14 protein-coding genes are annotated in these 14,771 nt (G+C 71.7%); 10 read left to right on the plus strand and 4 right to left on the minus strand.

Annotated features, from left to right (window positions below; genetic code table 11):
* Positions 1–861, plus strand: coding sequence for a YceI family protein (locus tag OG898_RS18630; RefSeq protein ID WP_250739600.1), 861 nt, complete (start codon positions 1–3; stop codon positions 859–861).
* An 18-nt stretch (positions 862–879) separates the two neighbouring features.
* On the opposite strand, the gene OG898_RS18635 is transcribed toward OG898_RS18630, so the two are convergent.
* Positions 880–1,122 (minus strand): hypothetical protein, encoded by a 243-nt coding sequence (locus tag OG898_RS18635; RefSeq protein ID WP_250739440.1) that lies wholly within the window; start codon positions 1,120–1,122, stop codon positions 880–882.
* Positions 1,123–1,246: 124 nt separating this feature from the next.
* Between OG898_RS18635 and holA the strand changes: the two genes are divergently transcribed.
* Both holA and OG898_RS18645 read left to right on the plus strand, forming a co-directional pair.
* Positions 1,247–2,239: a DNA polymerase III subunit delta gene (gene holA / locus OG898_RS18640; RefSeq protein WP_250739439.1), complete on the plus strand. Its 993-nt coding sequence runs from the start codon at positions 1,247–1,249 to the stop codon at positions 2,237–2,239.
* A 292-nt stretch (positions 2,240–2,531) separates the two neighbouring features.
* Entirely contained in the window at positions 2,532–2,795 is a 264-nt protein-coding gene (locus OG898_RS18645) for a hypothetical protein (protein WP_266958102.1), read from the plus strand.
* Positions 2,796–2,990: 195 nt separating this feature from the next.
* Here the strand turns inward: OG898_RS18645 and rpsT are convergent, their stop codons facing one another.
* Positions 2,991–3,257, minus strand: coding sequence for a 30S ribosomal protein S20 (gene rpsT, locus OG898_RS18650; protein WP_250739437.1), 267 nt, complete (start codon positions 3,255–3,257; stop codon positions 2,991–2,993).
* A gap of 245 nt (positions 3,258–3,502) precedes the next feature.
* On the opposite strand from rpsT, the gene lepA reads away from it, so the two are divergent.
* The 3 genes from lepA (at position 3,503) to hemW (ending at position 8,815) form a co-directional block, all read left to right on the plus strand.
* A complete protein-coding gene (lepA, locus tag OG898_RS18655) occupies positions 3,503–5,368 on the plus strand; it encodes a translation elongation factor 4 (protein ID WP_250739436.1) in 1,866 nt (621 codons plus the stop codon).
* 254 nt (positions 5,369–5,622) lie between these two features.
* The gene (locus OG898_RS18660; RefSeq protein ID WP_250739435.1) at positions 5,623–7,515 is read left to right on the plus strand and encodes a long-chain fatty acid--CoA ligase; all 1,893 of its coding nucleotides are present in this window, start codon (positions 5,623–5,625) and stop codon (positions 7,513–7,515) included.
* 67 nt (positions 7,516–7,582) lie between these two features.
* On the plus strand, positions 7,583–8,815 hold the full coding sequence (gene hemW, locus OG898_RS18665) for a radical SAM family heme chaperone HemW (protein ID WP_250739434.1): 1,233 nt from the start codon (positions 7,583–7,585) through the stop codon (positions 8,813–8,815).
* Between the two features lie 57 nt (positions 8,816–8,872).
* Here hemW and OG898_RS18670 read toward each other — a convergent pair whose 3' ends face one another.
* A complete protein-coding gene (locus tag OG898_RS18670; RefSeq protein WP_250739433.1) occupies positions 8,873–9,670 on the minus strand; it encodes a DUF3097 domain-containing protein in 798 nt (265 codons plus the stop codon).
* 28 nt (positions 9,671–9,698) lie between these two features.
* A complete protein-coding gene (locus tag OG898_RS18675; RefSeq protein ID WP_266958107.1) occupies positions 9,699–10,424 on the minus strand; it encodes an MBL fold metallo-hydrolase in 726 nt (241 codons plus the stop codon).
* A 151-nt stretch (positions 10,425–10,575) separates the two neighbouring features.
* Here OG898_RS18675 and hrcA point away from each other — a divergent pair, with 151 nt between their 5' ends.
* The 4 genes from hrcA (at position 10,576) to OG898_RS18695 (ending at position 14,763) form a co-directional block, all read left to right on the plus strand.
* Entirely contained in the window at positions 10,576–11,592 is a 1,017-nt protein-coding gene (gene hrcA / locus OG898_RS18680) for a heat-inducible transcriptional repressor HrcA (protein ID WP_250739431.1), read from the plus strand.
* A complete protein-coding gene (gene dnaJ / locus OG898_RS18685; protein ID WP_250739430.1) occupies positions 11,593–12,729 on the plus strand; it encodes a molecular chaperone DnaJ in 1,137 nt (378 codons plus the stop codon).
* 202 nt (positions 12,730–12,931) lie between these two features.
* Positions 12,932–14,023, plus strand: coding sequence for a nitronate monooxygenase (locus tag OG898_RS18690; RefSeq protein ID WP_250739429.1), 1,092 nt, complete (start codon positions 12,932–12,934; stop codon positions 14,021–14,023).
* Positions 14,020–14,763, plus strand: a complete 744-nt coding sequence (locus tag OG898_RS18695; protein ID WP_250739428.1) for a 16S rRNA (uracil(1498)-N(3))-methyltransferase — start codon at positions 14,020–14,022, stop codon at positions 14,761–14,763. The genes OG898_RS18690 and OG898_RS18695 overlap by 4 nt, the downstream gene beginning before the upstream one ends.
* Positions 14,764–14,771: the final 8 nt, after the last annotated feature.

A 14,771-nucleotide genomic window follows, 5' to 3' on the forward strand; every position in this document is an offset into this window, starting at 1 on the left:
ATGGAGACGGCGGGAAGCGCCAGTCCCCAGACATCCGCGACACTGACGCTTCCTCATACCGCGCGGCTGCTCAGCTGCCGGGTGCTCGACACGGTCCACCAGCCGGTCCGGCAGGCCACGTTCGAGGTGACCGACCCGATCGGCCGACGGATCGTCAGCGGGGAGACCGACCCGTACGGCGGGTTCACTGCGGCGGTGCCGGCGGGCGAGTACCGGCTGGCCGTCACGGCCGAGGGGTACGCGCCCTTCCACGGGGCAACGCTGGTGGGGGACCCGGCGCAGCCCGGTACCGGGGAGATCGTGCTGGACTCGGTGGATCCGCCGCTGCTCCCGCAGCCGGGCCACTGGGAGCTCGACCCGGGGCATTCGTCGATCGGGTTCTCGGCCCGGCACATCGGCTTCGCCCGGATCAACGGCCGGTTCAACACCTTCGCCGGCGCGGTGCGGATAGCCGACCGCATGGAGGACTCCTCCATGCGCGTGATCATCGACGCGGCGAGCATCGACACCGGGCTGCGGATGCGGGACGACCACCTGCGTTCCGCGGACTTCCTGGACGCGGCCCGCTACCCGACGGTGGAGTTCTACAGCGAGCGGTTCATCCACCGCAGCGGCAGCCACTGGTCCGTGGCGGGCGCTCTCACCCTCCACGGGGTCAGCCGGTCCGTCACCCTGGACACCCGGTACCTGGGTCTGGGCACGGGCCTGGAGGGCGAGCCGAGGGCGGCCTGCCGGGCGACGGCCGAGCTGAACCGCGAGGACTTCACGCTGAACTGGCAGTCGATGCTGGCGCAGGGGATCGCGGCGATCGGCTCGAACGTGGAAGTGGCCCTGGACATGCAGGTCGTGCACAAGGCCTGACGGGGCGGGGGCCGGTCGCTACGGGGCTTCGAGCCAGCCGTCGTACTCGGCGGCGAGCTCGTCCAGGGCCGTGGCGTCCAGCCGTTCGCGCGGGTCCTCGACGACCACCAGCCACTGGGCGTCCTCGGCGTCGTCCTCGCCGGCGAGGGCGTCGCGGACCAGCTGCGGTTCCTCCGGGAGGCCGAAGCGGTCGACCACCTCCTGCGCCACCTCCTCGGCGGCGTCGCGGTCGGGCAGGACCAGTACATGTCGCACGTTCACCCGGACATTCTCGGGTACGGGGGAGCGGGCTGCGGAAGGGGGCCGGGGAAGCGGGCCGCGGAGCGGGCTTCGGAAGGGGCCGGGCCGCGAGGGTCTGTCGGTGCGGCGTGGGATGCTGGAGGCGATGGCCACCAGGAAGAATTCCACCGACGATCCGCTCGCCCCGATCACCCTCGCGGTGGGGCAGGAGGACCTGCTGCTCGACCGCGCCGTGCGGGAGGTCGTGACGGCGGCGCGCGCCGCCGACACCGACACGGACGTGCGTGACCTCGCCTCCGATCAGCTCCAGCCGGGCACCCTGGCCGAATTGACCAGCCCCTCGCTCTTCTCGGAGCGCAAGGTGCTCGTCGTGCGCAATGCGCAGGACCTCTCGGCCGACACGGTCAAGGAGGTCAAGGCGTACCTCGCCGCGCCGTTCGAGGAGATCGCCCTCGTCCTCCTGCACGCGGGCGGCGTCAAGGGCAAGGGCCTGCTGGACGCCGCGCGCAAGGCGGGTGCCCGCGAGATCGCCTGCCCGAAGATGACCAAGCCGGCGGACCGGATGGCGTTCGTGCGGGGAGAGTTCCGGACGCTGGGCCGTTCGGCCACGCCCGAGGCCTGCCAGACGCTGGTCGACGCGATCGGCAGCGACCTGCGGGAGCTGGCGAGCGCGGCCGCGCAGCTGTGCGCGGACGTCGAGGGCACGATCGACGAGGCCGTGGTCGGCCGCTACTACACCGGCCGGGCCGAGGCCTCGAGCTTCACGGTCGCCGACCGGGCGGTCGAGGGGCGCGCCGCGGAGGCCCTGGAGGCCCTGCGCTGGTCCCTGTCCACCGGGGTGGCCCCGGTCCTGATCACCAGCGCGCTGGCCCAGGCGGTACGGGCGATCGGGAAGCTGGCCTCGGCCCCGCGGGGGGCCCGCCCCGGGGACCTCGCGCGTGACCTCGGCATGCCGCCGTGGAAGATCGACCGGGTCCGGCAGCAGATGCGCGGGTGGTCGGCGGACGGCGTCTCGGACGCGCTGCGCGCGGTGGCCGCGGCGGACGCGGGGGTCAAGGGCGGGGGCGACGATCCGGAGTACGCGCTGGAGAAGGCGGTCGTCGCGGTGGCGCGGGCGGCCCGCCCCCAGCGCGGCTGACTCCTCCACCGGGCAGCTCCGCCGGTTCCCGGGCAGGTCCACCGGGGCCCGGGGGGCGTTCACTGGCTCCCCGTGGACGCCCCAGCTTCTGGGCACGTCCCCGGCCCCCGGGAATCCGGTCGGGCGCTGGGACTGGTGGGCGATACGCGCGGGTGCGGGCAAGGCCTACCTCGCGCTGCCCCAGTACGACGGCGACCGCCGCCTCGTCACGGCCTCGACCGAAGCCGATCCCGAGAGCTACTCCCCGGAGCAGGCCCGGGAGGACCATCTGGCCCAGCCGCTGGTGCAGGACGTGGCCCAGCGGGCCGTCGCGGGGGACCCGCACTTCGGGATGTCGTTGCTGGTCAACGACCCCGTCGCGTACTTCGCCCAGGAGCACGAGGAAGCCCGGCTGCGGTCGGTCCGGTGCGCGGTGCCCGGCTTCGCCCTGGTCACCCTCGACGGCGCGTGGACGGACGCGCGCACGGAGGCCGAGGGCCGCTGGGAGCAGGCCAACCGCTATCTCGACAATCTCGACGCCGAGGCGGTCGTCCTCGACGTGCTCTGCCACTCCTGAGCGCACACGCCGAAGGCCCTGCACACGCCGAAGGCCCCGGCCGCTGCCCTGGGGAAGGGAGGCGGTCGGGGCCTTCGGTTACTTCTCGATTTGCACCGCACCCGCGTGGCGAACGCTTCGTGTGCGGCGCGGAGTGCCGGTCGGGAGCGGGAGAGAGGGCCCGCTGGATCCTTGCCCGGCGATCACATCAGGGGCTCAGCCCTGAAGGGAGGCAACCTTGGTGGCCAGCGCCGACTTCTTGTTGGCGGCGGCGTTCTTGTGGATGACACCCTTCGAGACGGCCTTGTCGAGCGCGCGGGAAGCGGCGCGGGAAGCCACGGTGGCCTTCTCGACGTCACCGGCGACGACGGCCTCACGGGCCTTGCGGATGGCGGTCTTGAGCGAGGACTTGACGGCCTTGTTGCGAAGGCGAGCCTTCTCGTTCGTCTTGTTGCGCTTGACCTGGGACTTGATGTTCGCCACGAAAGAGCCTTTGCAGGTTCAGAGATTTGATCTTCGGATTGCGTCCCGTAGAGCTAGAGGGCACACGAGACACAGCTGCTCAGGTTACCAGCTGCCTTCCGACCGGCCCAAACCGAGCGCACTCTCCGGTTCATGGGACGATGGGAGTCTGCGTATAGATCCGACTAGACCCGACCAGATCTGATTTCACGCAGACCGACGCCCACCACTTCGTTCCGACTGCGACCCGAGAATCAGGACACTGCGTGCCCGCGATCCCCAGCCACGTGCCCGAGCCGAGCCGTACCGACCCGGCGCTGATCCGCAACTTCTGCATCATCGCGCACATCGACCACGGCAAGTCGACCCTTGCCGACCGGATGCTCCAGCTCACCGGTGTGGTGGACTCGCGGCAGATGCGCGCCCAGTACCTCGACCGCATGGACATCGAGCGTGAGCGCGGCATCACGATCAAGTCCCAGGCCGTCCGGCTGCCCTGGGCGCCGAACACGGGCGAGGACCAGGGCAAGACCCACGTCCTGAACATGATCGACACCCCCGGGCACGTCGACTTCACCTACGAGGTCTCGCGCTCCCTGGCGGCGTGCGAGGGCACGGTCCTCCTGGTGGACGCGGCTCAGGGCATCGAGGCGCAGACCCTCGCCAACCTGTACCTGGCGATGGAGAAGGACCTCGCGATCGTCCCGGTCCTGAACAAGATCGACCTGCCGGCCGCCCAGCCGGAGAAGTTCGCCGAGGAGCTCGCGAACCTGGTCGGCTGCCAGCCCGAGGACGTCCTGCGCGTCTCGGCGAAGACCGGTCTCGGCGTGGACGTGCTGCTCGACAAGATCGTCGCCACGGTCCCGGCCCCGGTCGGTCCCAAGGACGCCCCGGCCCGCGCGATGATCTTCGACTCCGTCTACGACTCGTACCGCGGTGTCGTCACCTACGTGCGTGTGGTCGACGGCCAGCTCAACAAGCGCGAGCGCATCCGGATGATGTCGACCGGCGCCACGCACGAGCTGCTGGAGATCGGTGTCTCCTCCCCGGAGATGACCCCGGCCGACGGCATCGGCGTCGGCGAGGTGGGCTACATCATCACCGGCGTGAAGGACGTCCGTCAGTCCAAGGTCGGTGACACCATCACCAGCCTGAACAACGGCGCGACCGAGGCCCTCGGCGGCTACAAGGACCCGCGGCCGATGGTCTTCTCGGGTCTGTACCCGCTCGACGGCTCGGACTACCCGGACCTGCGCGAGGCCCTGGACAAGCTGCAGCTCAACGATGCCGCGCTGGTCTACGAGCCCGAGACCTCGGCGGCGCTGGGCTTCGGCTTCCGCGTCGGCTTCCTCGGCCTGCTCCACCTGGACGTGGTGCGCGAGCGCCTGGAGCGCGAGTTCGGCCTCGACCTGATCGCCACCGCGCCGAACGTGGTCTACCGCGTCGTCCTCGAGGACGGCAAGGAGGTCACCGTCACCAACCCGAGCGAGTTCCCCGAGGGCAAGATCAGGGACGTGTTCGAGCCGGTCGTACGGGCCACCCTGCTCGCGCCCTCCGAGTTCATCGGCGCGATCATGGAGCTCTGCCAGCAGCGCCGCGGCACCCTCCTCGGGATGGACTACCTCTCCGAGGACCGGGTCGAGATCCGCTACACGCTCCCGCTCGCGGAGATCGTCTTCGACTTCTTCGACCAGCTGAAGTCCAAGACGCGCGGTTACGCCTCCCTCGACTACGAGCCCACCGGCGAGCAGGCCGGCAGCCTGGTCAAGGTCGACATCCTGCTGCACGGCGACAAGGTCGACGCCTTCTCCGCCGTCTGCCACAAGGACGCCGCCTACGCCTACGGCGTGCGCCTGGTCGCCAAGCTGCGCGAGCTCATCCCGCGGCAGGCCTTCGAGATCCCGATCCAGGCGGCCGTCGGCTCCCGCGTCATCGCCCGCGAGACCATCCGCGCCATCCGCAAGGACGTCCTCGCCAAGTGCTACGGCGGTGACATCTCCCGTAAGCGGAAGCTGCTGGAGAAGCAGAAGGAAGGCAAGAAGCGCATGAAGATGGTCGGCTCCGTGGAGGTCCCGCAGGAGGCCTTCATCGCCGTCCTCTCCAGCGACGAGTCCGGCGGCAAGAAGAAGTAGCCGCCGTCTCGGCGTCCGATGTGCAGCAGGCCCCCGCGCTTTGGCGCGGGGGCCTGTTTCGTTATGAATCGGCTCCCCAAGGCCTCTTACGCGCCAGGCGGAGGGCCCCTAGTCTGATCACTGCTCGTTGGTTACTCGCCAGTTTTTTTGGTCGGATGCTGCCAAGCCCTGACTCAGCCACCCACCCTGACCCACCACCCAGTCAGTCCGCCCCTGTGATGAACAGGCCCTGCCGAGTGGTCCGGAGGATGTCCGTGAGCGCCACACAGACCTTGATCGAGAACCGTCCGCCCACCGTGGCGACCCTCTTCCTGGAGCGCGTCGCCGCCACGCCGAACGGCGAGGCCTATCGCTATCCGGTGCCCGCCGCGGACGGCCGGGGCGGCCCGGACGACTGGAAGTCGCTCAGCTGGGGCCAGGCCGCCGAGCGGGTTTTCGCCATCGCGGCCGGACTCGTCGAGCTCGGGATCCAGCCGGAGCAGCGCGTCGCGCTGGCTTCCAACACCCGGGTCGAGTGGATCCTCGCGGACCTGGGCGTGATGTGCGCCGGCGGCGCCGTCACCACCATCTACCCGAGCACGAACGCCGAGGAATCGGCGTTCATCCTCTCCGACTCCGAGAGCCGGATCCTGATCGCCGAGGACGCCGCGCAGCTGGCCAAGGCCCGTGAGCGCCGCGCCGACCTGCCCGAGCTCGCCCACGTCGTGGTCGTCGAGGCAGCCGACGCGATCCCGGCCGACGGCGACCCCGAGGGCTGGGTGCTCTCGCTGGCCGACCTGGAGGAGCGCGGCCGCGCGTACCTGGCCAAGCACCCCGAGGCCGTCAAGGAGCGGATCGCGGCCATCACCGCGGACCAGCTCGCCACCCTCATCTACACCTCGGGCACCACCGGCCGGCCCAAGGGCGTGCGGCTGCCGCACGACAACTGGTCGTACATGGCCAAGGCCACCGTGGCGACCGGCCTGATCACCAAGGACGACGTCCAGTACCTCTGGCTGCCGCTCGCGCACGTCTTCGGCAAGGTGCTCACCTCCGGCCAGATCGAGGTCGGCCACGTCACCGCCGTCGACGGCCGCATCGACAAGATCATCGAGAACCTGCCGATCGTCCAGCCGACCTACATGGCGGCCGTTCCGCGCATCTTCGAGAAGGTCTACAACGGGGTCGCGGCCAAGGCCAGGGCCGGCGGCGGCGCCAAGTACAAGATCTTCCAGTGGTCCGTCGGCGTGGCCCGCGAGTACGCCAAGGTCACCCAGGACAACTTCCGCCGCACCGGCCGGGTGAGCGCCCCGATGGGCCTCACCGCCAAGCACAAGATCGCCGACGCGCTCGTCTACTCCAAGCTCCGCGAGGCCTTCGGCGGCAACCTGCGCGCCGCCGTCTCCGGCGCCTCCGCCCTCGCCCCCGAGATCGGCTACTTCTTCTCCGGCGCGGGCATCCACATCCTGGAGGGCTACGGGCTCACCGAGTCCAGCGCCGCCTCCTTCGTCAACCCCGGCGAGGCCTACCGCACCGGCACCGTCGGCAAGCCGCTCCCCGGCACCGAGGTCCGCATCGCCGACGACGGCGAGGTGCTCCTGCGCGGCCCCGGCATCATGCAGGGCTACCACGGGCAGCCCGAGAAGACCGCCGAGGTGCTGGAGGCCGACGGCTGGCTGCACACGGGCGACATCGGCGAGCTCTCCGCCGACGGCTACCTGCGCATCACCGACCGCAAGAAGGACCTGATCAAGACCTCGGGCGGCAAGTACGTCGCCCCGGCGGAGATCGAGGGCCAGTTCAAGGCGCTCTGCCCCTACGTCTCCAGCATCGTCGTCCACGGCGCCGACCGGAACTTCTGCTCCGCGCTCATCGCCCTCGACGAGCCCTCCATCCTGGTCTGGGCCGCCGAGAGCGGCCTGGAGGGCAAGACGTACTCCCAGGTCCTGGCCGCCCCCGAGACCAACCGCCTCATCGAGACCTACGTCCAGACCCTCAACGAGGGCCTCCAGCGCTGGCAGACGGTCAAGAAGTTCCGCCTCCTGCCGCGCGACCTCGACGTGGAGCACGGGGACCTCACCCCGAGCCTCAAGCTGAAGCGGCCGGTCGTCGAGCGCGAGTTCAAGCACCTCATCGACGAGATGTACGAGGGCTCCCGGGAGGCGTAGCAAGGCACAGCACCGGGCGCGGCCCGGGACCGTAAACGACCTTGGGGCAGTGCGGGACAATGGGCCCATGCCTTCCGCACTGCCCGACGGTGAACCCATGCCCGAAGACGGCTCGCTGCCGCTCCACGCCCTGGCGGGAGCCGGGGACCGGCCGCTCGGGTTCTACCTGCACGTTCCGTACTGCGCCACGCGCTGCGGATACTGCGACTTCAACACCTACACGGCCACCGAGCTGCGGGGCACCGGCGGCGTGCTCGCCTCCCGGGAGAACTACGCCGACACCCTGATCGACGAGATCAGGCTCGCGCGCAAGGTGCTCGGGGACGACCCCAGGGCCGTACGGACCGTCTTCGTGGGCGGCGGCACGCCCACGCTGCTGCCCGCCGGCGACCTCGTACGGATGCTCGCGGCGATCCGCGAGGAATTCGGGCTGGCCGAGGACGCCGAGGTCACCACCGAGGCCAATCCGGAGTCCGTGAACCCGGAGTACCTGGCCGAGCTGCGCGCGGGCGGCTTCAACCGCATCTCCTTCGGCATGCAGAGCGCGAAGCAGCACGTCCTGAAGGTGCTCGACCGCACGCACACACCCGGGCGGCCCGAGGCCTGCGTCGCGGAGGCGCGGGCGGCGGGCTTCGAGCACGTGAACCTGGACCTGATCTACGGGACGCCGGGGGAATCGGACGAGGACTGGCGCGCGTCGCTGTCGGCGGCCCTGGGGGCCGGGCCCGATCACATCAGCGCCTACGCGCTGATCGTGGAGGAGGGCACCCAGCTCGCGCGGCGGATCCGGCGGGGCGAGGTCCCGATGACGGACGACGACGTCCACGCGGACCGGTACCTGATCCTCGACGCGGTGATGGCCGAGGCGGGGTACTCCTGGTACGAGGTCTCGAACTGGGCCACCTCCGAGGCCGGGCGGTGCCTGCACAACGAGCTGTACTGGCGCGGCGCCGACTGGTGGGGGGCCGGGCCCGGAGCGCACTCGCACGTGGGCGGGGTGCGGTGGTGGAACGTGAAGCATCCCGGTGCGTATGCGGCGGCGCTGGCCGAAGGTCGGTCGCCCGGGGCGGGGCGGGAGCTCTTGTCCTCGGAGGACCGGCGGGTGGAGCGGATCCTGCTGGAGCTCCGGCTCGTGGACGGGGTGCCGCTGTCGCTGCTGGCCCCTGCGGGGCTGGCGGCGTCCCGGCGGGCCCTGGCCGACGGGCTCCTCGAAGCCGGCCCGTACGCGGCCGGCAGGGCCGTCCTGACCCTGCGCGGGCGGCTCCTGGCCGACGCGGTGGTCCGCGACCTGGTGGACTGACCCCGTCCGGGGCTGCCCTGCGGGTCGGGGACAGCCCCGCAGGGTCGCGGCCCGGGGCTACGCCGTCACGTGGTCGATCAGGTGTTCCACCGCGCCCAGGAGGGTGGGCTCCAGGTCCTTGTACGAGGTCACGCGGGACAGGATGTGCTGCCAGGCGGCTCCGGTGTTCTCCGGCCAGCCCAGGGCGCGGCAGATGCCCGTCTTCCAGTCCTGGCCGGGCGGGACCACCGGCCAGGCGCGGATGCCCAGGGCCGAGGGTTTCACCGCCTGCCAGACGTCCACGTACGGGTGGCCCACGATCAGGACGTGCGGGGAGGTCACCGAGGCCGCGATGCGGGACTCCTTGGAGCCCGGGACCAGGTGGTCCACCAGGATTCCCAGCCGGGCGTCGGCGGCGGGGGCGAAGTCCGCGACCACCGACGGGAGGTCGTCGATGCCCTCCAGGTACTCCACCACGACGCCCTCGATGCGCAGGTCGTCGCCCCACACCCGTTCGACGAGCTCGGCGTCGTGGCGGCCCTCCACGTAGATCCGGCCCGCCCGGGCCACCCGCGCCCGGGCCCCGGGGACGGCGAGGGAGCCCGAGGCCGTACGGGCCGGGGCGGCCGGCCCCCGCGCCGGGCGGGTCAGGGTCACCACCGCGCCGTCCAGGAGGAAGCCGCGGGGTTCGAGGGGGAAGACGCGGCGCTTGCCGAAGCGGTCCTCCAGGGTGACCGTGCCCGCCTCGCAGGCCACCACCGCGCCGCAGAAGTCCGTACCCGCCACCTCGACCACCAGATCGGGATCGGCCGGCACCTCCGGCACGGGCTTGGCGCGCTTCCACTGCGGGGTCAGGTCGGGGGAGTACTCACGCATCCGGCCGAGGGTAGGAGAGCGGGCCCTCTCAGGTGTCCGACACGCCGAAACGGGCCGCCAGTGTGTCGCGTTGGGCACGCACGAAGGCCGCGTCGACCACCGCTCCGTGACCCGGCACGTACAGAGCGTCGTCCCCGCCCAGGGCGAGGAGCCGGTCCAGGGCCGCCGGCCACTGCCGCGGCACCGCGTCCGGACCCGCCTGCGGCTCGCCGGATTCCTCGACCAGGTCGCCGCAGAAGACCACCTCGCGCGCACCGGACACGAAGGCGGCCAGATCGTGCCGGGTGTGCCCCGGGCCGACGTTCGCCAGCAGCACCTGCACCCCGCCCAGGTCGAGCGTCCATTCGCCCGACACCAGGTGCCGGGGGAGCACCAGCAGATCCGCCGCCTCGGCGGCCTCGGCCGCCGCCAGGCCGTGCCGGACCGCGTCCGCCCGCAGCTCGTCCCGGCTCACGGAGAGCAGGGCGTCCAGCCCGACCGGACCGTAGACCTCGGCCCCCGCGAACGCCGCACCACCCAACACGTGGTCGAAATGTCCGTGTGTGAATGCGAGATGGGTCACGCGCCGGCCCGCCAGCCGCTCCGCTTCGGCCCGCACCAGCGCGCCTTCCCGCAGGGAGGACCCGGGGTCGATCAGAAGGGCGGAATCCTCGCCCACCACCAGTCCCACGGTGCAGTCCCACACCGGCAGGCGTCGCCGGCCGGTCCGTTCGGTGAGCCGTTCCCAGCCCGCCTCTTCCCAACGCACGTCCATGCCGCGACGCTACCTTGGCGGGCCGCCCTTGCTAGGGGTGTACCACCCCGCCGTACACTGACCGGGGGATCTCTGGCACTCGAACGCTCAGAGTGCCAGCAGGCAGGGCCTGCCGAAGCCGCGAACGACGGAAACGATGGAGGTGTGCGCGATGCTCAGCGAACGCAGACTCGAAGTGCTGCGCGCCATCGTCCAGGACTACGTCGGGACGGAGGAGCCGGTCGGCTCCAAGGCGCTCACCGAGCGGCACCGGCTCGGCGTCTCGCCCGCCACCGTGCGCAACGACATGGCCGTGCTGGAGGACGAGGGCTACATCGCGCAGCCCCACACCAGCGCCGGCCGGATCCCCACCGACAAGGGCTACCGCCTCTTCGTCGACAAGCTGGCGGGGGTCAAGCCGCTGTCGACGCCCGAGCGCCGGGCCATCCAGAACTTCCTCGACGGGGCCGTGGACCTCGACGACGTCGTCGGCCGGACGGTGCGGCTGCTCGCGCAGCTCACCCGGCAGGTCGCCGTCGTCCAGTACCCGTCGCTCACCCGCTCCACCGTCCGGCACGTCGAGCTGCTCGCGCTGGCCCCGGCCCGCCTGATGCTCGTCCTCATCACGGACACCGGCCGGGTCGAGCAGCGGCTCGTCGACTGCCAGGCCCCCTTCGGGGAGGCCTCGCTCGCGGACCTGCGGGCCCGCCTCAACAGCCGTGTGGTCGGCCGTCGGTTCACCGACGTGCCGCCGCTGGTGAAGGACCTTCCGGAATCCTTCGAGAACGAGGACCGGGTGACGGTGAAGGCCGTCCTCGACACCCTTCTCGAAACGCTGGTCGAGGAGGCGGAGGAGCGGCTGATGATCGGCGGCACCGCCAACCTGACCCGCTTCGGACACGATTTTCCCCTGACGATCAGGCCGGTGCTCGAAGCGCTGGAGGAGCAGGTCGTGCTCCTCAAGCTGCTGGGCGAGGCCAGTGAGTCGGGAATGGCCGTAAAGATCGGGCATGAGAACGCCTACGAGGGACTGAACTCCACGTCCGTCGTCTCGGTCGGCTACGGTTCGGGCGGCGAAGCAGTCGCCAAACTCGGCGTGGTCGGACCGACCCGCATGGACTACCCCGGAACGATGGGAGCGGTACGCGCAGTGGCACGTTACGTCGGACAGATCCTGGCGGAGTCGTAAGTGGCCACGGACTACTACGCCGTTCTCGGCGTGCGCCGCGACGCATCGCAGGACGAGATCAAGAAGGCATTCCGGCGGCTCGCCCGCGAGCTGCACCCGGATGTGAATCCCGATCCCAAGACGCAAGAGCGTTTCAAGGAGATCAACGCCGCCTACGAGGTCCTCTCGGACCCGCAGAAGAAGCAGGTCTTCGACCTCGGCGGCGACCCGCTGTCCTCCTCGGGCGGCGGCGGAGCCGGCGGCTTCGGAGCGGGTGGCTTCGGCAACTTCTCCGACATCATGGACGCCTTCTTCGGCCAGTCCTCGCAGCGCGGACCGCGCTCGCGGACCCGCCGCGGCCAGGACGCCATGATCCGCCTCGACCTGGAACTGGACGAGGCCGCCTTCGGCACGACCAAGGACATCCAGGTCGACACGGCCGTCGTCTGCACCACCTGCTCCGGCGAGGGCGCCGCCCCCGGCACCTCGGCGCAGACGTGTGACATGTGCCGCGGCCGCGGTGAGGTCTCGCAGGTCACCCGGTCCTTCCTGGGCCAGGTCATGACCTCGCGGCCCTGCCCGCAGTGCCAGGGCTTCGGCACCGTGGTCCCGACCCCGTGCCCCGAGTGCGCGGGCGACGGCCGGGTCCGCTCCCGCCGCAGCCTGACGGTCAAGATCCCCGCCGGTGTCGAGAACGGCACCCGGATCCAGCTCGCGGGCGAGGGCGAGGTCGGCCCCGGCGGCGGCCCCGCCGGCGACCTGTACGTGGAGATCCACGAGCTGCCGCACCCGACCTTCCAGCGGCGCGGGGACGACCTGCACTGCACGGTCACCATCCCGATGACCGCGGCGGCCCTGGGCACCAAATGCCCGCTGGAGACGCTGGACGGCCTGGAGGAGATCGACATCCGGCCCGGCACCGGGTCCGGGCAGGCGATCCCGCTGCACGGCCGCGGCGTCACCCACCTGCGCGGCGGCGGGCGCGGCGACCTGATCGTGCACGTCGAGGTCACCACCCCGGGCAAGCTGGACCCGGCGCAGGAGGACCTGCTGCGCCAGCTGGCCAAGCTGCGGGGCGAGGAGCGGCCGATGGGCCAGTTCGCGCCGGGCCAGCAAGGCCTGTTCAGCCGCCTGAAGGACGCCTTCAACGGGCGCTGAGCGACGCATTCGACGGGCGCTGAGCAGCGTACGAGAACACCTGCGAGCCCGGTCCGGGGATCCCCGGACCGGGCTCGCGGCATGCGTGGCGGCGGGGCGGTGGCGAGGGCGGCGGCGGTATTCGGGCACCCCGGTGAAGGGGACTATGCCAGGCGAATGCCGTGATTCGGTCCCGTGAGCGGGACATGGCACGATGCAGCTCATGTCCTCCGCACCGAACGGTCTCTTCGCGTACCCGATCGTGCAGGCGCCCATGGCGGGCGGCGCGTCCTGCCCGCCGCTCGCGGCCGCCGTGTGCGAAGCGGGCGGACTGGGCTTCCTCGCCGGCGGCTACAAGACCGCCGACGGCATGTACCAGGAGATCAAGCGGCTGCGCGCGCTCACCCGCCGCCCCTTCGGCGTCAACCTCTTCCTGCCGCAGGCCTCCCACGCGGACCCGGCGGTGCTGGAGGTCTACCGCGGGCACCTCGCCAGTGAGGCCTCCTGGTACGAGATCTCCCTCGCCGACGAGGACATCATCGGCACCAGCGACGACGGCTACGACGCCAAACTGGCCATTCTCATCGAAGACCCGGTACCCGTGGTCTCGTTCACCTTCGGCCTGCCCTCGCCCGCGGCCTTCACCTGCCTGCGCAAGGTCGGTACGTACACGATCGCCACCGTCACCTCCGTCGAGGAGGCCCGCGCCGCCCAGGCGGCCGGCGCCGACGCAGTCTGCGTCCAGGGCGTGGAGGCCGGCGGCCACCAGGGCACCCACCGCGACGACCCGCAGGGCGACGGCACGGCCGGAGTCGGCCTGCTCGCGCTCGTCGCGCAGGTGCGCGAGGCCGTGGCCCTCCCGATCATCGCGGCGGGCGGCCTGATGCGCGGCTCGCAGATCGCCGCGCTGCTCGCCGCGGGCGCGGAGGCCGCGCAGCTCGGCACGGCCTTCCTGGCGTGTCCGGAGTCCGGCGCGCACCCCCTGCACAAGAAGGCGCTGACCGACCCGCTGTTCGTCCGGACGGAGCTGACCCGGGCCTTCTCCGGGCGGCCGGCCCGCGGACTGGTCAACCGGTTCATGCGCGAGCACGGCCCGTACGCCCCGGCCGCGTACCCGCAGGTCCACCACCTGACCGCGCCGCTGCGCAAGGCCGCCGCCGCGGCCGGGGACCCGCAGGGCATGGCCCTGTGGGCGGGCCAGGGCCACCGGCTGGCGCGGGCCCTGCCGGCCGGGGAACTGGTGGAGGTGCTCGCGGCGGAACTCGGCGCGGCGCAGAACGCGTTGAAGGCAATGCAGATGAGGAGTGCGTCATGACCGCCCCGGTGTTCGTGGTCGAAAAGGTTCCCGCGGGGCCGGAGTTCGTCCTGGACGGTTCCGAAGGCCGCCACGCGGTCTCCGTGAAGCGGCTGGCCCCCGGCGAGGCCCTCGTACTGACCGACGGCCGGGGCGGCTGGGCCGAGGCCGTCGTGACGGCCGCCGAGGGCAAGGACCGCCTCGTCGTCTCCGTGTCCGGGGTCTTCGAGGAGCCGGAGCCGGCCGTCCGGATCACCGTCGTCCAGGCCCTGCCCAAGGGCGACCGGGGCGAGGTCGCCGTCGAGACCATGACGGAGACCGGCGTCGACGCGATCGTGCCCTGGCAGGCCTCGCGCTGCATCACCCAGTGGCGCGGCGACCGGGGCGCCAAATCCCTGGCGAAGTGGCGGGCCACCGCCCGCGAGTCCGGCAAGCAGTCCCGCCGGGTCCGCTTCCCCGAGGTCGCGGAGGCGCTGTCGACCAAGCAGGTCGCGGCGCTGCTCGCGGAGGCCGACCTCGCGGTGGTCCTGCACGAGGACCGGGACGCGCCTTCGGGCGCGCTGGCCACCGCGGAACTGCCCTCCGCGGGCTCCGTCGTCCTGGTCGTCGGACCCGAGGGCGGGGTCTCCCCGGACGAGCTCGCCGCCTTCGCCGCGGCCGGGGCGCACCCGTACCGGCTGGGCCCCTCGGTCCTGCGCACCTCCACGGCGGGCACGGCCGCGGCGGCGGTGCTGCTGGCGCGGACGGGGCGCTGGTCCTGACCGGTCCG

The organism is Streptomyces sp. NBC_00193 (assembly GCF_026342735.1).
GTDB lineage: Bacteria > Actinomycetota > Actinomycetes > Streptomycetales > Streptomycetaceae > Streptomyces > Streptomyces stoeckheimensis.

What these genes read in the sequence shown, in the direction of transcription:
- OG898_RS18630 (WP_250739600.1), top strand. Translation starts at nt 1, where the DNA reads ATGGAGACGGCGGGAAGCGCCAGTCCCCAGACATCCGCGACACTGACG.
- OG898_RS18695 (WP_250739428.1), top strand. Translation starts at nt 14,020, where the DNA reads ATGACCGCCCCGGTGTTCGTGGTCGAAAAGGTTCCCGCGGGGCCGGAG.
- OG898_RS18670 (WP_250739433.1), bottom strand. Translation starts at nt 9,670, where the DNA reads ATGCGTGAGTACTCCCCCGACCTGACCCCGCAGTGGAAGCGCGCCAAG.
- OG898_RS18675 (WP_266958107.1), bottom strand. Translation starts at nt 10,424, where the DNA reads ATGGACGTGCGTTGGGAAGAGGCGGGCTGGGAACGGCTCACCGAACGG.
- holA (WP_250739439.1), top strand. Translation starts at nt 1,247, where the DNA reads ATGGCCACCAGGAAGAATTCCACCGACGATCCGCTCGCCCCGATCACC.
- OG898_RS18690 (WP_250739429.1), top strand. Translation starts at nt 12,932, where the DNA reads ATGTCCTCCGCACCGAACGGTCTCTTCGCGTACCCGATCGTGCAGGCG.
- hrcA (WP_250739431.1), top strand. Translation starts at nt 10,576, where the DNA reads ATGCTCAGCGAACGCAGACTCGAAGTGCTGCGCGCCATCGTCCAGGAC.
- hemW (WP_250739434.1), top strand. Translation starts at nt 7,583, where the DNA reads ATGCCTTCCGCACTGCCCGACGGTGAACCCATGCCCGAAGACGGCTCG.